The 18,287-nt window shown below is 71.7% G+C and carries 19 protein-coding genes and 1 tRNA gene; 7 read left to right on the top strand and 13 right to left on the bottom strand.

Going from position 1 to position 18,287, the window contains the following annotated elements; translation table 11 throughout:
- Positions 1–99: 99 nt before the first annotated feature.
- The 5 genes from AB0G02_RS13090 to AB0G02_RS13070 all read right to left on the bottom strand — a co-directional run bounded on the left by AB0G02_RS13090 (position 100) and on the right by AB0G02_RS13070 (position 3,484).
- Positions 100–582, bottom strand: coding sequence for a YbaB/EbfC family nucleoid-associated protein (locus tag AB0G02_RS13090; RefSeq protein WP_360793253.1), 483 nt, complete (start codon positions 580–582; stop codon positions 100–102).
- Positions 579–1,064 (bottom strand): hypothetical protein, encoded by a 486-nt coding sequence (locus tag AB0G02_RS13085; protein ID WP_360793251.1) that lies wholly within the window; start codon positions 1,062–1,064, stop codon positions 579–581. Before AB0G02_RS13085 ends, AB0G02_RS13090 begins: the two co-directional genes overlap by 4 nt.
- A 99-nt stretch (positions 1,065–1,163) precedes the next feature.
- A complete protein-coding gene (locus tag AB0G02_RS13080; protein WP_360793249.1) occupies positions 1,164–2,537 on the bottom strand; it encodes a putative T7SS-secreted protein in 1,374 nt (457 codons plus the stop codon).
- Positions 2,537–2,899, bottom strand: coding sequence for a hypothetical protein (locus AB0G02_RS13075; protein WP_360793247.1), 363 nt, complete (start codon positions 2,897–2,899; stop codon positions 2,537–2,539). The genes AB0G02_RS13080 and AB0G02_RS13075 overlap by 1 nt, the downstream gene beginning before the upstream one ends.
- A 90-nt stretch (positions 2,900–2,989) precedes the next feature.
- Entirely contained in the window at positions 2,990–3,484 is a 495-nt protein-coding gene (locus AB0G02_RS13070; RefSeq protein WP_360793245.1) for an Rrf2 family transcriptional regulator, read from the bottom strand.
- 86 nt (positions 3,485–3,570) lie between these two features.
- Between AB0G02_RS13070 and AB0G02_RS13065 the strand changes: the two genes are divergently transcribed.
- Entirely contained in the window at positions 3,571–4,314 is a 744-nt protein-coding gene (locus AB0G02_RS13065) for an SDR family oxidoreductase (RefSeq protein ID WP_360793243.1), read from the top strand.
- 48 nt (positions 4,315–4,362) lie between these two features.
- Here AB0G02_RS13065 and AB0G02_RS13060 read toward each other — a convergent pair whose 3' ends face one another.
- The 3 genes from AB0G02_RS13060 to AB0G02_RS13050 all read right to left on the bottom strand — a co-directional run bounded on the left by AB0G02_RS13060 (position 4,363) and on the right by AB0G02_RS13050 (position 7,903).
- Positions 4,363–6,540 (bottom strand): MMPL family transporter, encoded by a 2,178-nt coding sequence (locus AB0G02_RS13060; RefSeq protein WP_360793241.1) that lies wholly within the window; start codon positions 6,538–6,540, stop codon positions 4,363–4,365.
- 26 nt (positions 6,541–6,566) lie between these two features.
- Positions 6,567–7,133 (bottom strand): helix-turn-helix domain-containing protein, encoded by a 567-nt coding sequence (locus tag AB0G02_RS13055; protein WP_360793240.1) that lies wholly within the window; start codon positions 7,131–7,133, stop codon positions 6,567–6,569.
- 140 nt (positions 7,134–7,273) lie between these two features.
- Entirely contained in the window at positions 7,274–7,903 is a 630-nt protein-coding gene (locus AB0G02_RS13050) for a TetR/AcrR family transcriptional regulator (RefSeq protein ID WP_360793238.1), read from the bottom strand.
- A 794-nt stretch (positions 7,904–8,697) separates the two neighbouring features.
- On the opposite strand from AB0G02_RS13050, the gene AB0G02_RS13045 reads away from it, so the two are divergent.
- Positions 8,698–9,054 carry a MerR family transcriptional regulator gene (locus AB0G02_RS13045; RefSeq protein WP_360793236.1) on the top strand — a complete coding sequence of 119 codons (357 nt, stop codon included), beginning with the start codon at positions 8,698–8,700 and terminating at the stop codon, positions 9,052–9,054.
- Positions 9,055–9,455: 401 nt separating this feature from the next.
- On the opposite strand, the gene AB0G02_RS13040 is transcribed toward AB0G02_RS13045, so the two are convergent.
- Positions 9,456–9,529 (bottom strand) — tRNA-Leu (locus AB0G02_RS13040).
- A gap of 68 nt (positions 9,530–9,597) precedes the next feature.
- Positions 9,598–9,879: a metal-sensitive transcriptional regulator gene (locus tag AB0G02_RS13035; protein ID WP_360793234.1), complete on the bottom strand. Its 282-nt coding sequence runs from the start codon at positions 9,877–9,879 to the stop codon at positions 9,598–9,600.
- A gap of 273 nt (positions 9,880–10,152) precedes the next feature.
- Here AB0G02_RS13035 and AB0G02_RS13030 point away from each other — a divergent pair, with 273 nt between their 5' ends.
- Positions 10,153–10,494, top strand: coding sequence for an Lsr2 family protein (locus tag AB0G02_RS13030; RefSeq protein ID WP_015104119.1), 342 nt, complete (start codon positions 10,153–10,155; stop codon positions 10,492–10,494).
- Positions 10,495–10,559: 65 nt separating this feature from the next.
- Here AB0G02_RS13030 and pabB read toward each other — a convergent pair whose 3' ends face one another.
- From pabB to AB0G02_RS13015, 3 genes are all read right to left on the bottom strand, one after another.
- Complete coding sequence (gene pabB / locus AB0G02_RS13025; protein ID WP_360793232.1) at positions 10,560–12,626, bottom strand: aminodeoxychorismate synthase component I; 2,067 nt, start codon at positions 12,624–12,626, stop codon at positions 10,560–10,562.
- Between the two features lie 115 nt (positions 12,627–12,741).
- The gene (locus tag AB0G02_RS13020; protein WP_360793230.1) at positions 12,742–13,695 is read right to left on the bottom strand and encodes a hypothetical protein; all 954 of its coding nucleotides are present in this window, start codon (positions 13,693–13,695) and stop codon (positions 12,742–12,744) included.
- The gene (locus tag AB0G02_RS13015; RefSeq protein WP_360793228.1) at positions 13,692–14,195 is read right to left on the bottom strand and encodes a SigE family RNA polymerase sigma factor; all 504 of its coding nucleotides are present in this window, start codon (positions 14,193–14,195) and stop codon (positions 13,692–13,694) included. Before AB0G02_RS13015 ends, AB0G02_RS13020 begins: the two co-directional genes overlap by 4 nt.
- Before the next feature lie 114 nt (positions 14,196–14,309).
- Between AB0G02_RS13015 and AB0G02_RS13010 the strand changes: the two genes are divergently transcribed.
- From AB0G02_RS13010 to AB0G02_RS12995, 4 genes are all read left to right on the top strand, one after another.
- The gene (locus AB0G02_RS13010; protein WP_360793226.1) at positions 14,310–15,581 is read left to right on the top strand and encodes a metallophosphoesterase; all 1,272 of its coding nucleotides are present in this window, start codon (positions 14,310–14,312) and stop codon (positions 15,579–15,581) included.
- 95 nt (positions 15,582–15,676) lie between these two features.
- Complete coding sequence (locus AB0G02_RS13005; protein ID WP_360793224.1) at positions 15,677–16,861, top strand: type III PLP-dependent enzyme; 1,185 nt, start codon at positions 15,677–15,679, stop codon at positions 16,859–16,861.
- Positions 16,862–16,917: 56 nt separating this feature from the next.
- The gene (speD, locus tag AB0G02_RS13000; protein WP_233813098.1) at positions 16,918–17,331 is read left to right on the top strand and encodes an adenosylmethionine decarboxylase; all 414 of its coding nucleotides are present in this window, start codon (positions 16,918–16,920) and stop codon (positions 17,329–17,331) included.
- Positions 17,328–18,170: a spermidine synthase gene (locus AB0G02_RS12995; protein WP_360793221.1), complete on the top strand. Its 843-nt coding sequence runs from the start codon at positions 17,328–17,330 to the stop codon at positions 18,168–18,170. Before speD ends, AB0G02_RS12995 begins: the two co-directional genes overlap by 4 nt.
- The last annotated feature ends 117 nt before the right edge of the window (positions 18,171–18,287 follow it).

Here is an 18,287-nt window from a genome sequence, read left to right as displayed (position 1 = left end):
GCGAGGTCTATCGCGCACTGACCAGCACAAACCCCCACCACGCCACCCAACCCACAAACCCAGCCACCGCCGCTTGACTTCTATAGGAGCATCCCGGGGTCACCAGGCGTCGCGGCTGCGGTAGGCCGTGTCCGGCTCGTCCTCCTCCACCGGCACGACGCGCCGCACGATCCGCGGCGGGGCGGTGACCCGGGTGGTCTCCTGCGGCGGCTCGTCACCGAACACCCGCCGGTCCTCGGCCAGCACCCGGTCCAGCAGCGCCGTGTCGCCCAGCGCCGAGCGGACCACCTCGGCCTGCTTGCGGGCCGCGTCCGCGCGGGCCAGCGCGATGGTGCGCAACGCCGTGGACGACAGCACCGCCGGGTCCGTCGTGCGCACGGCCTGGCCGAACGTGATCGACTTGACCGCGCCGTCCGAGCCGGCGACCACGGTCACCACGCCGTCGTCGGACGTCGCCGTGCCCACCACGTCCCGGAGCCCCTCGGCCATGCGCCGGTAGGACTCCGCGCGCAACCGGTTGTCGGCCGCGGCGGTGTCTAGCGCCTCGATGCGGCGCAGCAGGATGTCCGCGGACTCGGTCACCGGGCCGCTCCCCCGTCCGGTCGGATCGTCTTCAGGAACGCCTGGAAGTCGCCCACCAGGTCTTCGAACTGCTCGGGCGTCGCGCTCAGCACGATCTCCAGCACCGCCCGCCGGCGCTCGTCGCGCACGTCCGGCATGGCCAGGAAGACCTGCAACTGCACCAGGTCCACCGGGCGGCCGCCGATCGGCGCGGTCATCCGCACGACCTGCGTGTAGGCGGACTCCAGCTCGTTGCGCCGCCCGACCTCCACCGAGCCGACGCCGCGCTCCAGCCGGGCCGCGGCCTGGTCGGCGAGCCGCTCCAGCGTCACGTCGTCGGTGCGGACCTCGCCGCTGATGGTCACGTTCGCGGTGAACCCGGAGCTACCGCCGGGGTGCAGCGCGACGAACGCCGCCTGCGGCGCCCCGACCTCGTCGGGCGGCGCCGAGAGCCACCCGTCGGGCAGCGAGAACTCGATCGGCACCGGAAGGGTGGTGGCCATGCCCTGCTCTCCTCCTGGAAGGTCACGCGGTCGTGCGCGCGTCGGTCGTCATCCGCGCAACCGACAGGTCGGTCGGGTGCCGGACGTCCGGCAGGCCGGTCAGCGCCCGAACAACCGGCCGATCGCCCGGCCGGCGTTCTCGGCGGCGTGGCCGACACCGCGGCCGACGTCCTGCGCGATCTCGCCCACGTCGTCCGCGACGTCGACCACCGTCTCCACGACCTCGACCGGGTCGACGGTGACGTCGAACCCGACCTTGCCACCCACGCCGAACGCGGCGCCCACCGACCCGCCGACGTGGAACTTGCCGTCCTCGCCCAGGCCGAACTGGCCGCTCGCCTGGGCGCCGATGCCGGCCCACGCCTCGCCGTTCACGCCCGCGCCGATGCCCGCGACCTCGGCGCCCGCCTCGCCGGACACCTTGGCGCCGGCGAACGCCTCGGCCCTGCCCTTGGCGCCGAGCGGTCCGATGGTGCCCTTCACCTCGCCGGCGACGCCGATCGTGCCGTCCGCGCTGCCGGACACGCCGACGTGCTGCCCGAGCTTGACCTCGCCCTCGGCGTGGCCGCTCGCCAGGTACGCGCCGGCGTGCGCGCCGACCGTCACGCCCGCGTAGCTCGCGGTCGCGGTGGCGCCCGCCTCCGCTCCGAGCACCGAGCCGCCGACCCGGCCGTGGCCGGTCAGCGGGCCCGCGTGGAAGTCGCCGTCCTTCTCGCCGTGCTCGACGTCGACGTGCCCGTTCTTCGCCCAGTCGCGCTCGTGCAGGTCGATGCCGAGCTTCTCGGCCACCTCACCGAGGGCTTCGGTGAGCAGGCGCTTGGACTCGCTGCCGGACTTGCGCTCGTAGGACCGACCGTCCACCCCGTACTGCCAGCCGCCGGTGTCCTCGCCGTCCTCGTCGGTCTCGCGGTAGGCCGCGCCGAACTTCTTCTTGCCGAAGGACTTCTTGTAGCCGCCCTTGCCGTCCGACTCCCAGCCGAGCGCCTTGGCGACCACGTCACCGATGCCCGCGAGGCCGCTGCGCGCGTCGCCCAGCACCTTCTGCGCCTCGGCCGCACCGGACCGGCCCGGGTTCTGGAACGGGGCGGTCGGCGTGCCGGAGAGGACCATTGCGTCGTGCTCGGCGGCGGCGAGCCGGGTCGCGGCCTGGGCCTGGAGGTACAGCTCGATCGCGCGTTGCGCCTCGCGCTGGCTGTTGACGAGCGCGTCGCCGTAGTCGGCCAACAGCTGCCCGCCCGCGCCCAGGTCCTCGCCGGCGCGCAGCCAGCGGGGCGGTTCGGCGTCGAAGGCCGACCGGAACGCGTCGCTCGCGCCGCCGCTCCAGCCACCGGCGTCGACCCGGCCGAGGTCCGCGCCGACGGCCACGACCGCGCGCAACGTCGTCACGAGCTGCCGCAGGTCGCCGGTGATCAGCTCGGGTTCGCCGGGGACGAGCGCCTTGGGGTCGTCGGTCTCACCGAGCCGCGCGGCCATCAGGACACCGCCCCGTCGACCGGCTTCAACGGCGTGGTCTCCGTGACCAGCCGCCGGGAGATGTCGTGGCGGCCCACCGCGACCCCGAGCCCGCCGAACGCGTCCGCACCCTCACCGTCGACGTCCACATAGGACGAAGCGACCGCGTGCAACCCGACGGCGTGCTCGTCGGCCTGCTGCCGCAACCGTTCCACGTACGCCTTCATCTCCTCGATGAACAGCTCCCACGCACCGGCCACCCCGGCGTGCCCGTACTCCCCGCTCGGGCCGCACCAGACCAGGCCGGAGGTCCGGTCACCGGCGTCGACGATCTTCCCGGCCGCCCGCCGCAACTCCTCGGGCACCGCCCCGAACCCACTCATGGGGGACACGTATACCGGAGGCGGGGTGGCCGCACAGGCGTTCGGCGGAATCCGGTCGCGCGGACGGCGTCCGGGGGTGTCGCTCGTCGGTCAGGGCGTGCGGCGGGGCGCGGACCCGGTGGCCGCGATCAGCGACCGGGTGCGGGCGGGTGCCGTGGGCGGCAGGCCGGCGACGATGTCCGCGAGCGAGTCCGCGGCGAGGCTGCGCCGCCAGGCGTCGTGCGCGTCGGACATCTTCGCGGCGAGCGGGCACGTCTCCCGGCAGTCCTCGGCGGGCAGCGCGCCCCGGCCCCGCTGCCGGATCTCCTGGCACTCGTAGGGCGACGACGCGCCGTCGACCGCCTCGACGACCTGCAACAACGTGATCTCCGACGCCGGGCGGGCGAGCCGGAACCCGCCGCGCGGACCGGTCGTCGCGGCGAGCACACCGGCCTTGACCAGCGCTTGCAGCTGCTTGGCCAGGTACGGCGCGGGCAGGTCGTAGTACGCCGCGAGCTGGGCCGCCGACGCCGTGGCGCCGGGTTCGAGCTGCGCGAGGGTCGTCGCGCAGTGCAGTACCCACTCCGTGCTCACAGGCAGCTTCACCCGACCAGTCTATCCAAGACATTGCGGATCTATTTACTCCGAGATAGGTTGGGCGCAGCACCTGAGCACAGAGCGGAAGGATCGTCATGCGGATCGCAGTCGCCGGGGCCACCGGCAACATCGGCTCCCTCACCGTCGCCGGCCTGGAGCGGGCCGGGCACGAGGTCGTGCGCATCAGCCGCCGGGACGGCGTGGACCTCGTCACCGGCGAAGGGCTCGAGGAGGCCCTGACCGGCGTGGACGCGGTGGTCGACGCCGTGAGCGCGAACCCGTCCGACCCGGCCGGGGCCGTCGCACTCTTCGGCGGGATGACCTCGAACCTGCTCGCCGCCGAGCAGCGGGCCGGCGTCCGGCACCACGTGCTGCTGTCGATCGTCGGCATCGACCGCGTCGAGGGCAACGCGCACTACGCGGGCAAGCGCGAGCAGGAACGCCTGGTCGCCGCCGGTCCCGTGCCGTGGACGATCGTCCCGGCCACGCAGTTCCACGACTTCGCGGGCATGGTGGCCGGCTGGGCGGAGCGGGACGGCGTCTCGACCATCGCGCCGCTGCTCGTGCAGCCGATCGCGCCGCAGGACGTGGCCGACGTCCTCGCGGAGGTCGCGACCGGCGAACCCCTGGGCCGCCACCCCCACCTCGCCGGTCCGGAGACGCAGGACCTGGTCGACATGGCCCGGCGCACGCTCCAAGCGCAGGGCCGCGACGTGCGGCTCGTGCCGACGTGGTCGGGGATGTTCGGCCCGGAGATGGCCGGGAACGCGCTGCTGCCGGACGAGGACGCCCGCATCGCGCCGACCACGTTCGACGAGTGGCTGGCGAAGGCGGTGTAGTCCCCGCCGGTCCGGCGCCGACGGTGCGGCACCGGACCGGTCACGGGGTCAGCGGCCGGCGTCGACCAGGGCCTCGCGGTCCCGGTCCTCCTCCAGCCCGGCGCCCTCGACGTCCAGGGTGGGCAGGCGGCGCAGCCACTTCGGCAGCCACCAGGCCTTCTCGCCCAGCAGGGCCAGCGCGGCGGGCACGAGGACCATGCGGACCACGAACGCGTCGAACAGGATGCCGATCGCGAGGGCGAACGCGATGGACTTCATCGGGCCCTCGCCCTTGGGCACGAAGCCCGCGAACACCGAGAACATGATCAGCGCGGCGGCCACGACCACGGGCGCGGCCTGGCGGAAGCCGGTGCCGATCGCGTCGAGCGGCGACTTGCCGTGGTGGTGCGCCTCGTGCATCCGGGACACCAGGAAGATCTGGTAGTCCATCGCGAGCCCGAACAGGATGCCGATCATCAGGATCGGCGTGAGGCTCAGCAGCGGGCCGGTGGCGTCGAGGTTGACCGCGTCCCCGAGCCAGCCCCACTGGAACACCGCGACCGTCGCGCCGAGGGACGCGCCGATGGTGAGCAGGAAGCCCAGCACGCCCACCAGCGGCACCAGGATCGACCGGAACACCAGGACCAGCAGCACCAGCGCGAGGCCGACGACCAGCGCCAGGTAGACCGGCATGGCCTCGTCCAGCGCGACGGCCACGTCGACGCTCACGGCGGTGGCGCCGGTGACGTAGGCGGTGGCGCCGTCCACGTCGGCCAGCCGCTCGCGCAGGTCGGTGACGAGGTCCTCGGTGGCCTGCGTGGCCGGACCGGACTCGGGGATGACGGTGACCAGGGCGGCTTTGCCGTCGCCGTTCGGCCTGGGCGGGATGACGAGCGCGACGTCGTCCGCGCCGTCGATGGTCGGCAGGGCGGCGGTGGCGGCCGCGACCGCGTCGTCGCCCTCGAACAGCACCACGAGCGGGCCGTTGAAGCCCTCACCGAAGCCGTCGGCCAGCATCCGCTCCGCGCGGGCCTGGCTGGAGTCGGTGGCCGGGGCGGCGACCAGCGTGGTCTCCATCGACAGGACCGGCACGGCGACCGCGCCCAGGCCCACGACCGCCAGCAGCAGCGCCGCGACCCGGTTGCGGGTGACGGCGCCGATCCAGCCGCGGAAGAAGCCGCGCCCGTGCGACTCGGCGTCGTCCGCCGGCACGTCGGTGCGCGGCGGCGCGGTGCGCTGCTTGCGGGGCAGCACGCGGCGGCCGAGGTAGCCGAGCACGGCGGGCACCAGCGTGACCGCGACGAGCACCGCGACTACGATCGTCAACGCGGCGGCGACACCCATCTGGGTGAGGAACGGGATGCCGACGACGGCCAGGCCCGCCAGCGCGATGACCACGGTCAGGCCGGCGGTCACGACCGCGGAGCCCGCGGTGCCCACGGCGGTGCCGATGGCGTCGCCCACGTCCCGGCCGCGGCGCAGCTCCTGCCGGTAGCGGTTGATGATGAACAGGGCGTAGTCGATGCCGACGGCCAAGCCGAGCATCGCGGCCAGGATCGGCGTCGTGGACTGGAGGTCCATGAAGCCGGTGGCGATCGTGACGCCGAGCGCGCCGATGCCCACGCCGACCGAGGCGGTCAGCAGGTTCATGCCGGCCAGCACGAGCGAGCCGTAGGTGATGGCGAGCACGAGCAGCGCGATGACCACGCCGATGACCTCGGCCGGGCCGCCCACGTGCGGCGGGGCCTGCGTGGCCTCACCGGTGACCTCGACGGTCAGGCCGCTCGCGTTCCGCGCGGCGTCGAGCAGCGCGGTGCGCTCCGCCTCGGTGACGTCACCGACCGCGGCCTCGTAGGTGACCGTGCTGTAGGCGACGTCCTGGTCGGCGTTCACGGTCGGGGCCTGCGGGTCGAGCGGGTTGCTGGCCGAGACCACGCCGGGCAGGCCGGACAGCTGCCGGACCAGCGCGGCGAGCTTCGGCGCGTTCTCCGACGACGTCAGCTTCTGACCGTCCGGAGCCTGCGCGACCACCCGGGCGGTCGCACCGCCACCGGCGCCGAACTGCTCGTCGATCTTGTCCAGGGCGGTGGTCGACTCCTGGCCCGGGATGGAGAACGAGCCCGAGGTCGTCCCGGCCAGGGTGCTCGCGCCGACCCCCGTGCCGCCGAGCACCAGCAGCCACAGCAGGACGACGAGCAGGCGACGCCGGTGGGCGCCGAAGCCGAGGCGGTAGAGCAGACGTGCCATGGGATCAGGCCTTTGCGTGGGGTGGGTTATTCGGGAAGTGCGCGGTGACCCAGCGCGTCGAGGCAGGTCGCGATGATGTGCGGCCGCCAGCCGGTCCGGTCGCCCGCGTGGTTGGCGGCGAGGCTGAGCACGGCCAGGGCGCTGAGCATCCCGACGACCCGCACCAGTCGTTCGGTGTCGTCACCGTCCGGTTCGACCCCGAACACCGCCAGGACGTGCTGCGAGAGGGCGTCCAGGCGGTCGCCGTCCCCGTCGCCCAACGTGCTGATCGCCCGTGACTCCAGCGCGATCAGCCCGGGGCGGTCCAGGGCGAAGTCGACCAGCAGCTCCACGGCCCGCCGGTCCCGAGCCGCTCCGGCGGGGGTCCGCGCGGCCTGCTCCAGGAGTTCCCGGCTGTGCGCGCGCCCAACCTCCCGCGCGGCCTCGAACAGGGCTTCCTTGCTCGGGTAGTGGTGCAGCAGCCCGGCTTTCGACAACCCGACCGCGTCGGCCAGGTCCTTGAGCGAGGTGTGGTCGAACCCGTGCCGCGCGAACAACCCCGCCACGCGGTCGAGCAGCTGATCCTCGCCCTGCCGGCGGAGCGCTCGTGCCATGCCCTTCACGGTACGCATCGACCTACCGATCCGGTCGGTCCACCGACCGGATCGGTAGGTGCGTTCCGTCACTCGCGCCGGACCAGGCGCCACGCGGCGTCGAGCCCGGCCCGGCCCTTCGGGGTCTGCGCGCGCCGGAGCTACGCCGTGATGCCGTGCAGGAGGAGGTCGACCAGACCGTCCGTGGTGATGCTCGCCATCCCGGTGTCCCAGCCGCCGCCCCGGCCCAACGCCATCACGATCGCGAGCACCGTGGTCGCCACGACCGCGACCGGCAGGCGCAACGTGGTCGCGTCGGGTTCGAGCACCGCGGCGATCGCGGCGTGCAAGCGCGTGTAGGAAGCGGTCCGGCTCTCCGACAGGCGCGTCCGCTCCTCTTCGGGCAGTTCCCCGTGGTGCCGCGGCCGGCTCGGACCGGCCAGGCTCACCGCGTTCACGACCGCTCCGGTCCGTTCCGCCTGCGCGCGGACGGCCTCGATCACCGCCACCAGGCGCTCCCGCAGCGGCAGGTCCGGCTCGATGGCGTCCAACTCCCCCACCACGTGCCGCGGATCGGTGACCTCGGCCAGGCAGGCCGCCAACACGTCGTTCTTGTCGCTGAACGCCCGGAAGACGGTGGGCTCGCTGATCCCCGCGGCCCGCGCGATCTGCAACGTCGTCACCGCGGGCCCGATCTCGACCAGCAGGGGGATGGCCGCCTGCACCACCATCGCCCGCCGCTCTTCGGCGCTCTGTCGCGGCGCCCGGCGTCGTGCTATGTCCTCAGTCATGCCTCCAAGCTACGTAGTGAATACTCACTACGCAACCTACACGGCCCCCGTGACCCTCCGCCGGACCCGTCCGCGAGATGTTTCGCGGCATCACCGCAGGTCACGTAGCTAGGCCACCCGATCGAGCAAATCTATGATCACCGGGGTAGACATTCGCGCCCCGGCGCGTGTACTGTTCTCCTTGTCAAAGAGAAGAGAAAATCCTATCGGCGCGGGAGATGACGAACTACCCGCGAGTTGGGAGCTAGGCGGCCCTCTGGCCGGGCCCGGCGGTATCGGGGCCCTCGGACGGAAGGCTGAGGACAGTCGGCACAAGTAGTACCGGGAGCACAACCGCAATACGCACGACAGCAGTTCGCAAGGCCCGGGAGCCGACAGTCACCTGCGGTAGCAGCAGAAGCGGTCAGGCGCGCAGGAGCCGATCAGTGGAAGGGGTTCTTGCGCGGTGACCGCAGGCGGTCGATGAGGTGAGCCGGGATGGGCAAGAGACCCGGTGCCGACCGCCGGAGCAGTACTGGTAAGTCGCTGGGCAAGGTTCAGATCAGAGGAGAAGGGACGGGTTGCACGCCATCGGATCGCCTACCTCGGAGTGAAGTCCTCCGGGTGGGTACCGCACTCCAATCGGATTGGGTGGTGGTTTCCGGTTACGTACAAGCGATCCCCGCGTTGTCCGGAGCTCGTGCGGACGACGTGGACACGATGAGCCGATCTCGCGATCGGTTGGTGGAAGTGAACCCATAACCCTAGGGGCCCGGTGCCGTCAGGCACCGGGCCCCTCGTGACGTGGAGGTGCAGTGCCCCCAGAAAGAGACGAGCCGCGCGTCGCGGCGGACAAGTTCGACGACGACCACTACCCCGCCTACACGATGGGCAGGGCCGCGGAGATGCTCGGCACCACGCCGGGGTTCCTGCGCAGCCTGGACGAGGCGAAGCTGATCGAGCCCCAGCGCTCGCAGGGCGGCCACCGCCGCTACTCGCGCCACCAGCTGCGCATCGCCGCGCGCGTCAGGGAACTCGTCGACCAGGGCACCGGGCTGGACGCCGCGTGCCGCATCGTGACGCTGGAGGACCAGCTCCAGCAAGCGCGTGAACTGAACGAGAAGCTGTCGCCACCACCCGAGCAGGAGTACCCCCCGCTGCGGGGTGTGTGACGCGGCAGGACCGGGGACGTCGGCCCGATGGTCGAGCAACACCCGGCGAGGCACAGGCGAACCACGCCGCACTGTCCCGTCGACGTCCCGAACCCTGCACCCCGACCCGCCGCCCCGCTCCCGCGGCCCGGCGACGACCGTGACGGCCTCGCACCCCACCGGCCCGCCCGTGAACGATCCGTCCACTGAGGACACCGGCCCTCGCCGTCACCGGCCCCGCTGGTCGGAGCCCTGATCGCGCCTCGACGTTCCACTGCGGACGACTCGCGCCCGTGTCGCACCCGGCACTCATCCGCGGCGACTCGCACCCACCCCGACACCCGGCGCAACGCGCGAACCGCACAAGATCGGCCCCCGACCGGGTGCAGGCTGGTCAGGGGCCGAAATGGGCTGTCTCGCGGTGCCCCCGGTGCGACTCGAACGCACACTGGACGGATTTTGAGTCCGCTGCCTCTGCCGATTGGGCTACGGGGGCCGGCGCGGAGCACTGTACTCGATCAGGTCGCCCGGCCGCCGTGCGGGGTGGCGGCCGGGCGCCGTCGGTCAGGAGCGGACCAGGCGGCCGATCGCGGCGGAGGCTTCGGCGATCTTCTCGTCCGCCACCTCGCCCCCCTCGGCCACCGCCTGGGCCACGCAGTGCTTCAGGTGCTCGTCCAGCAGACCCAGGGACACCGCCTGCAACGCCTTCGTGGCGGCGGAGATCTGGGTCAGCACGTCGATGCAGTACTCGTCGTTCTCCACCATCCGCTGAAGGCCGCGGACCTGCCCCTCGATGCGGCGCAATCGCTTGAGGTACGCGTCCTTGTCCGCCGTGTAACCGAGCATCGCTCCCGACCTTCCCTACCCTGGGCGGGTATCCGACCCCAGGATAGGCCACTCGACCGGGTGTGACGGGCACCACGGGGTGACGGCGGACGGGCCTCCCATTTCGGCTCGGTGCGGTTTGTGTCGCGAAATGACCCGTCCGGGGGCATCAGTCACATTTTCGCTGCGAAAGGTTAGGCGATATTCCTCTGGTGCACTATGGTGTCGACCTAAGCGTGTGGCGCAGAACTAGTCGAGGGCAGCACGCGCTATGCGAGCACACACGGAGGAACAGTGGCACAGCAGACCGTCGTCCAACTCATCGACGACCTCGACGGCAGCGAAGCCGCCGAGACCGTGACCTTCGCGCTGGACGGTGTGGAGTACTCCATCGACCTCTCCAAGGACAATGCGGACAAGCTCCGCGAGTCCCTGGCCGACTTCGTTGCCAAGGCACGCCGCGCAGGTGGCCGCAAGCAGCGCAAGGGCACCGGCAAGAGCACGGTAAAGGCTGGTGACAAGGCCCAGGCACAGGCCATTCGGGACTGGGCTCGTGCGCAGGGCCACCAGATCTCGGACCGGGGCCGCATTCCCCAGGGCCTGGTCGTGCAGTTCCAGGAAGCCCACGCTTCCTGAGTCGCCTCGTTTTCCCCTGCGGTGGACCAGACCTACCGCAGGGGAAAACCGCAGGTCAGCGAGCCTCACGGCGACGAAGAACGCTCCGGGAACTCGACTCCGGCCAGCCTGAGCAGGGCGGTCGCCTTGACCGCGGTCTCCTCGAATTCCTCCGCAGGGTCGGACAGCGCGATGACCGCGCCACCGACCCCGAAACTCACCTTGTCCCGGTCCACCACCAGCGTCCTGATGACGATGCTGAAGTCGGCCGTTCCGGACAGTGAGAAGTAACCGAGCGCTCCGGAGTAGACGCCCCGGGGCCCGGCTTCCAGCCCGTCGATGATCTGCATTGTCCGGATCTTGGGCGCACCTGTCATGGACCCGCCGGGGAACGCGGCCCTAACCACCCGCACGGCGGAACTACCGGAACGCAGTCGGGCCTGAACGGTGCTGACGAGCTGGTGCACTGTCGCGTAGCTCTCCACCTCGAACATCCTGGGCACGCCGACGCTACCGACTTCCGCGCAATGGCCCACGTCATTGCGGACCAAGTCCACGATCATGAGGTTCTCCGCGCGGTCCTTCGCGCTGGTGGCCAAGGCCCTGCGCAAAGCCTCGTCCTCGGCGGGGGTGGCGCCGCGGGGCCGCGTGCCCTTGATTGGCTCGGATTCGACGACACCCCGTCGGTCGACCCGGATGAACCGCTCGGGTGAAGTGCTGAGCACGGAGAGCGCACCGAAACGGAGCAACGCGCCGAAGGGCGCCGGGCTTTCCGCGCGCAGGAACCGGTAGGCCTCCCACGGGTCGACCGGGCCGCGCCACGCCACCGTGTTCGTCAGGCACACCTCGTAGCTCTCGCCCGCCGTGATGGCCTCCTGGCAGGCCGCGACCAGCTTCAAGTACTGCGCACGGCTGTGCCGGGGCTGCACGGAACCGGCGCGGACCGGTCGTGGAGCGGGTGCGGGGGCGTTCGCGGGCGCTGCGGTGAAATCACGCAGGAAATCGGCCGTTCGGCCCAGCCAGCCGTCCTCATCGGTCAACGCCAACAGGTAGACGCACCCGGAAACGTGGTCGAAAACCAGCGCCCGGTCCGCGAACACGAATGCCGCGTCCGGTTGCTCCGAACGGTGCGCCGCCACTCCGCCGCATTCGGCCTTCAGCTCGTACCCGAGGTAGCCCACCCAGCCCAGCGCGAACTCGAACGGCACGTCCGGCGCCGCCACCCGCCACCGCTCCAGGTCGGCCTCCAGCCACTCGAAGAACGGCCCGGGGTGCGCGACCCCGTCCACCGTCACCTCGCCCGTCGACACGTCGTACGTCGCCACGCGCGCCAGCGGACCGGACGCGTCGCCCATCACGGAGAACCGGCCCCGCCCGCCGACGAGGCTGCTGTCCAGCCAGAACGCGTCGCGGGACGCGCCGTACAGGGCCGCGTGCACGTCCTCCGGCGACGGATGCACGTCCACGCGCCGCACCAGCACCTCACGGGCGGCCACGGCGTCAGGAGGCGTGTGCAATGCGGGCAATACAGGCAATGCAGGCGATATCGGCACCGGCTCGACGGCCGGCGAGTCGGTCGCGGCCTCGGTCAGGTCGCGGAAGTTGGTCAGCAGCTGGTGGCCGTGCGACGTGCACACCGACTCGGGGTGGAACTGCACGCCCCAGGCGGGCCGCGACCGGTGCCGCACGCCCATCAGCACGTCGTCGGCGGCGGTCCACGCGATCGGTTCCAGCGACGGCGGCAGGTCCGACACGGCCAGCGAGTGGTACCGGACCACGGGCAGCGGGGACGGCAGGTCCGCGAACAGGTCGGCGCCGGTGTGCCGCACCAGGTCCACCACGCCGTGCCGGGGCGTGACCAGCCCCACGGTGGCGCCGTGCGCGAGGCACAGCCCCTGGTGGCCGAGGCACACGCCGAGCAGCGGGACCTCGGCGTGCTCGATCACCGCCCGGCTCAGGCCGAGGTCGGCGGCGCGCTGCGGCCTGCCCGGTCCGGGCGAGATCACCACGTTGTCGAACCGCCGCAGGTCGGACAGCCGGAACCGCAGGTCGTCGTGGGTGATGACGACCGGCTCGCGCCCGTTCACCTCGGCCAGGTAGTGGAAGAGGTTGAAGGTGAACGAGTCGTGGTTGTCGATGAGCAGCGTCCGCATGGCAAACAGCACGGTACCTGCACGAACACCCGGATGGAGTACCCGCGGCGGAGTGAGCCGGTCACCGAAGAGGCCGGACGCCACCGCGTCCGGCCTCCCCGTCCCCGGCGGTGGTTCAGCCCAGGTGGAACTTCGGGTCGACGGCGATCGCCGCCAGCTGCGCACCGGTCAACGCGGGCCGGGACAGCGCCGGGTGGCCGGAGTCCAGGTACTCGTCCGCGTACGCGACGGTCACCATCGTGCCGTCCGGGTGCCGGTAGAACGCCGCGGCGCCGAGCGTGTTGGCGTCACCGTTCGGGGTGGCCCCGGTGACGACGCCGACCTGCTTGCCCCCGACGTCCACCACCTGGCAGTCGCCGCCCTCGACCGGGTACGGCCACCTGGCCGCCGCCTCGCACCCGACCAGGTCACCGAGCCTGGTGTTCCCCTTGGTCTCGACCCTGATGGACAGCTCGCCGACGCCGGGTTCGCCGGGGAGCACGACCGGCGTGCGCGCCTCGTAGTCCCAGACCTGGAGGTCGCCCGCGTAGTCGACGAACTGCGCCTGGTGCAGGGTCATCGGCCCGTAGTCGGCGTGCCCGATCCTGGTCCGGTCCTCGGCCCTCACGCCGGGCGGCAACGACGACGCCAGGTCGTTGAGCAGCTTCGCGCCCTTGTCGGCCCGGGGTCCGCTGGTCGCGGTCCGGTCGGCCTGCCCGTCGGGCCACTGCTCCTTCGTCGTCGTGCTCGGCCCGGGTACCTCGCTGCCGGGCGTGGCGGGCGGCGGCGTGGCCAGGACCTGCGACGGCGACCCGGACCGCTGCGGGGTGAGGGTGATCGTCGGTCTCGGCTCCGACGACTGCCCGGCCGGTCGCACGTCCGCGCCACCGGCCGCCAGCTTCGGCACCAGCACGGCGCCGAACGCGACGGCCACCACCGCGAGACCGGCGACCGCGCCGCCCCACGTGGCCTTCCTGCGCCGCTGCGCACGTCGGGCGACGTCCAGCGCAGCCTGGGTGCTCATGGGTGGCGGCGGGCTGCTCGCCACCATCACTTCCTGCAACGCGCTCTTCAGCTCGTGCTCGTTCATCGCACCTTTTCTCCCTGCTGAGGGGTGATCAGGCCGCGCAGCGTCTGCAGCCCCCGCGCGGCCTGGCTCTTCACCGTTCCTTCGGAACAGCTCAACGCCCTGGCGGTCTCCTCGACCGACAGGTCCTCCCAGTACCGCAGCACGAGCACGGCGCGTTGCCGCGGCGGGACCTTGGCCAGTGCCGCCAGCAGCACCACCCGGTCCTCCACGGACCCGCGCCCGACGGCCGCCACGTCGGCGGTCGCCTCGCTCACCCGTTCCTTGCGGAACCAGCCCCGGCGCAGTTCGGACACGAACGTCCGGACCAGCGTCTGGCGGGTGTAGGCGTCGAGTGCCTCGTGCCGGTTGATCCGCCGCCAGGCCACGTACAGCTTCGCGAACGTGGCCTGGACCAGGTCCTCGGCACGGTGCCAGTCGCCGCACAGCAGGTACGCCGTGCCGCGCATGGCCTCGGACCGCGCCGCGAAGTACTCCGCGAACGCGGTGTCCCGATCACTCATCCGTCTCCCCCTTGCCGCAGTACGTGGTAATCACGCCGGTGGGCGGCCAGGGGGTTGCACGCCGGTTCCGGGATTCGTGGAAACTGGACGAAACACCACCGGGAGGCGTCCCCCTTGTTGTTCTTCGTGCTGTTCGCCGTCGTGATGGGCGCGGCCCACTACTACATCTGGCGCAGGGCCGTGCTGGCCACGACGCGGCCCGGCCGGGGGCGTCGGGTCGGCACGGCGGTCGTGGTCCTGCTCTACCTGCTGCTGATGGCGGCGCTGTCGGTGGGCAGGCTCGGCGGGTCGGGGTTCGGCGCGGCGGTGGCGTGGCCGGGGTTCCTCTGGCTGGCGGGCGCGTTCTACCTCTCGTTGATCCTGGGCGTGCTGGAGATCCCCCGGCTGGTGCTGCTGCGGGCGGCGCGCAGGCGTGAAGCCCCGGTCGCGGTCGGCGCGCGGGCGGGCGGCGAGGAGCCGGTCGGTGCGGGGACGGGCGACACCGGGATCGCCCCCGGACCGACCGATCCGGAGGAGGGCCCGCTCGACGGACGCCCGGTGGACCCCGGTCGCCGGTTGTTCATCGCCCGGTCGCTCGCCGTCGCGGGCGGTGCGGCCACGGCCGGCGTCGTCACGTTCGGCGCCACGCAGGCGTTGGGCGACCCGGTGCTCAAGCGGGTGCCGGTGACGCTGGACAAGCTCGACCAGCGGCTGTCCGGCTACCGGATCGCGGTGGTGAGCGACATCCACCTCGGGCCGCTGCTCGGCCGCCCGCACACCGAGCGGATCGTGCGGATGATCAACGCCCAGCAGGTCGACCTGGTGGCGATCGTCGGTGACCTGGTCGACGGCACGGTGGACGAGCTGGGCGAGGCGGCGGCTCCGCTGCGCGACCTCGTGAGCACGCACGGCAGCTTCTTCGTCACCGGCAACCACGAGTACTACTCCGGCGCCGAGCCGTGGCTGGCGGAGCTGGAGCGGCTCGGGGTCAACCCGCTGCGCAACGAGCGCCTCGCGATCGAGCGGGCGGGCGCGACGTTCGACCTCGCGGGCGTCAACGACGTCACCGGCAAGGGCTTCCAGGACGGTCCGGACTACGAGCGCGCCCTGGACGGCCGCGACCCGTCGACGCCCGTGGTGCTGATGGCGCACCAGCCGGTGCAGGTCCGCGAGGCCGCCAAGCACGGCGTGGACCTGCAGTTGTCCGGTCACACGCACGGCGGGCAGATGTTCCCGTTCCACCTCGCGGTGGGGTTGCAGCAGCCGGTGCGCAGCGGTCTGGAGACGATCGACGGCACGCAGGTCTACACCAGCAACGGGGCCGGGTTCTGGGGTCCGCCGGTGCGCGTCGGCGCGGCGCCGGACATCACCGTCGTGGAGTTGCGTCACAAGTTCGCCCGCCGATAGCGCATTTTCTGCCCGCACCACCTAGAGTGGACGGCCGTGCCCGAACACGGTCAGACCGTGCCTGAACACGGTTGCGGAGGGGGACCCCTAGCGAGATGACGACGAGCTTTGCCGATCAACGGCCACATGAGGCAATGGCTCGTATTCGTCGTTTCCTGGACCACGACCAACCGGACACGCCCTGCCTGGTCATCGACCTGCCGACCGTGCGGGACCGGTTCGCGGCGATCCGCGCGGCGCTGCCGCGGGTGGGGATCTTCTACGCGGTGAAGGCGAACCCGACGCCCGACGTGGTCGGCCTGCTGGCCGCCGAGGGGTCGAGCTTCGACGTGGCGAGCCCCGCCGAGATCGACCTCTGCCTGGAGCGCGGCGCGGCCCCCGAGGCCATCTCCTACAGCAACCCGATCAAGAAGGCGCGGGACATCGCCTACGCCCACCGGCGCGGGGTGCGACTCTTCGTGTCCGACAGCGAGCAGGACGTGCGCGCGCTGGCCGAGCAGGCCCCCGGCGCGTCGGTGCTGCTGCGGATCCTGGTGAACAGCAAGGGCTCCACCTACCCGTTCGGCAAGAAGTTCGGCTGTTCACCCGAAATGGCGACGGATCTCCTGCGGTTGGCCGCGGAGCTGGGGCTGGTTCCGCTGGGCGTGGCGTTCCACGCCGGGTCGCAGCAGCTCGACCCGAACGGCTGGGACGGCGCGATCGCCGACGCCGCCGACGTCATCGGGAAGCTGCGCGCCGAGGGGCTGTCGCCCACCACGGTCAACCTGGGCGGGGGCCTGCCCGCGGGCTACCTGACCCAGCCGCCGCCGCTGGCGGACTACGCCGCGGCCATCACCGGCTCGATCGCCCGCCACTTCGGCGGCTTCGCTCCCGAGGTGATGATCGAGCCGGGACGCGCTATCGTGGCCGAGTCGGGCGTGATCCGGTCGGAAGTGGTGCTGGTGTCACGCAAGTCCTATTCGGACGAACGCCGTTGGGTGTTCCTCGACATCGGCCGCTACGGCGGCCTCGCCGAGACCGAGGGCGAGGCCATCGCCTACCCGCTGGTGCCCAGCCGGGACGGCGTGCCGTTGGACGGGGTGCCCGTCGGTCCGGTCGTGCTGGCCGGTCCGACGTGCGACGCGGACGACGTGCTGTACCAGAACACGTGTTACGAGCTGCCGCTGGACCTGCGCGCGGGCGACCACGTCGACCTGCTCGGAGCGGGCGCCTACACGGCCAGCTACTCCTCGGTGGCGTTCAACGGCTTCCCGCCGCTGGCCACCCACTGCGTGCGATGAGCACGCCCCCGCCTGTCCGCTGAAGTACCCCCTCCTGAAGATGTTTGGAGTGATTGATGTCCGAACTCCCGTGCGAATCCGAGCCGGTTGGCTTGTTCGCAGGACAGCACGTGCTCGCTGAGCTGGAAGGCGTGAGCCCGGAACTGCTGGATGACGAGCAGTTCCTGCGACACGCGCTCGGCGAGGCGCTCACCCAGGCTGATGCCACGGTGTTGGAGGTGGTCTCCAAGCAGTTCGAGCCGCAAGGGGTCACCGTGCTGGCCCTGTTGTCGGAGTCGCACGCGTCCATCCACACGTACCCGGAAGTCGGTGCCGTGTTCGTGGACGTGTTCACCTGCGGCACGCGCGCCAAGCCCGCGCTCGCGGTGCAGTTGCTGGCCGAGGCGCTGGGGGCTGTGTCGGCACGGACGGACATGATCAGCCGGGGCCACCGCGTCCCCGCGCTCGTCGGTGAGGAGAAGGCGTCTTGATCCGCGAACCGCTCGCGGCCGGTATGACCAGGCACTGGGACGTGTCGGAGGTCGTGGTAGACACCCGGACCGAGTTCCAGCACCTGGTGATCGCCCGCACCGCCCAGGGGTTGTCGCTGTTCTGCGACGACGACCGGCAGAGCACCGAGTTCAGCCAGTTGACCTACCACGAGGCGCTGATGGTCCCGGCGCTGCTGCTGGCCGACCGCGTCGACCGGGTGCTGGTCATCGGGTCGTCCGAGGGCGTGGTGTGCCAGATGGCGGTGGCGGCCGGCGCTTCGGTGGTCGACCACATCGACATCGACTCGCAGGCCGTGCGGCTGTGCGCCGAGCACCTGCCGTACGGGTACACGCTCGACGAGCTGGCGTTGGCGGAGAAGGGCGAGGGCCCGATCCGCGTGCGGTACATCGACGGTTACGAGTACATCCGCACCACCTCCGAGCGCTACGACATCGTCCTGGTGGACCTGCCGGACGAGCGCGAGGAGGAGGCGCAGCACAACCGCCTGTACGGCGAGGAGTTCCTGGCCATGTGCAAGGCGCTGCTCACGCCGGGTGGCGTCGTGGTGTCGCAGGCGGGCTGCCAGACGATGTGGCGCAACACCACGCTGACCCGCATGTGGCAGCGGTTCAACGAGGTGTTCGGCACGGTCGCCTACTACGGCTCGGACGAGCACGAGTGGGCGTACCTGTTCGGGCGGGCAGACGAGGTGGCCGACCCGACCGCGTTGATGGTCGAGCGCCTGCCCGAGTGCGGCTACCAGCCGGAGACGATCGACGACCTGGCCCTGGTCGGCAACTCGATCCCCCCGTACCAGGTCCGCCACTCCCTCGCCTGACCCTGACAACCGCGCGTGTCCTACGCCCGTGTCGCGCGTGTCCTACGTTCAGAACACCCATGTTGAGCGCTCAGAACACCCAGCCGGCTGTCCTGAGCGTTCAACTCGGGGTACCTG

This window comes from Actinosynnema sp. NPDC023658, from assembly GCF_040639995.1.
In the GTDB taxonomy this organism is placed as follows: domain Bacteria; phylum Actinomycetota; class Actinomycetes; order Mycobacteriales; family Pseudonocardiaceae; genus Actinosynnema.
Note: the sequence above shows the minus strand (reverse complement) of the source record. Positions and strands in the feature narration are given on the sequence as shown.

Bases quoted from the DNA above. Each gene is read 5' to 3' on its own strand.
- AB0G02_RS13080 (WP_360793249.1), bottom strand. From the start codon at position 2,537: ATGGCCGCGCGGCTCGGTGAGACCGACGACCCCAAGGCGCTCGTCCCC.
- AB0G02_RS13035 (WP_360793234.1), bottom strand. From the start codon at position 9,879: ATGCTCGGTTACACGGCGGACAAGGACGCGTACCTCAAGCGATTGCGC.
- AB0G02_RS13065 (WP_360793243.1), top strand. From the start codon at position 3,571: ATGCGGATCGCAGTCGCCGGGGCCACCGGCAACATCGGCTCCCTCACC.
- AB0G02_RS13020 (WP_360793230.1), bottom strand. From the start codon at position 13,695: ATGAACGAGCACGAGCTGAAGAGCGCGTTGCAGGAAGTGATGGTGGCG.
- AB0G02_RS13060 (WP_360793241.1), bottom strand. From the start codon at position 6,540: ATGGCACGTCTGCTCTACCGCCTCGGCTTCGGCGCCCACCGGCGTCGC.
- speD (WP_233813098.1), top strand. From the start codon at position 16,918: ATGTCCGAACTCCCGTGCGAATCCGAGCCGGTTGGCTTGTTCGCAGGA.
- AB0G02_RS13005 (WP_360793224.1), top strand. From the start codon at position 15,677: ATGACGACGAGCTTTGCCGATCAACGGCCACATGAGGCAATGGCTCGT.
- AB0G02_RS13075 (WP_360793247.1), bottom strand. From the start codon at position 2,899: ATGAGTGGGTTCGGGGCGGTGCCCGAGGAGTTGCGGCGGGCGGCCGGG.
- AB0G02_RS13055 (WP_360793240.1), bottom strand. From the start codon at position 7,133: ATGGCACGAGCGCTCCGCCGGCAGGGCGAGGATCAGCTGCTCGACCGC.
- AB0G02_RS13050 (WP_360793238.1), bottom strand. From the start codon at position 7,903: ATGACTGAGGACATAGCACGACGCCGGGCGCCGCGACAGAGCGCCGAA.
- AB0G02_RS13085 (WP_360793251.1), bottom strand. From the start codon at position 1,064: ATGGCCACCACCCTTCCGGTGCCGATCGAGTTCTCGCTGCCCGACGGG.
- AB0G02_RS13015 (WP_360793228.1), bottom strand. From the start codon at position 14,195: ATGAGTGATCGGGACACCGCGTTCGCGGAGTACTTCGCGGCGCGGTCC.
- pabB (WP_360793232.1), bottom strand. From the start codon at position 12,626: ATGCGGACGCTGCTCATCGACAACCACGACTCGTTCACCTTCAACCTC.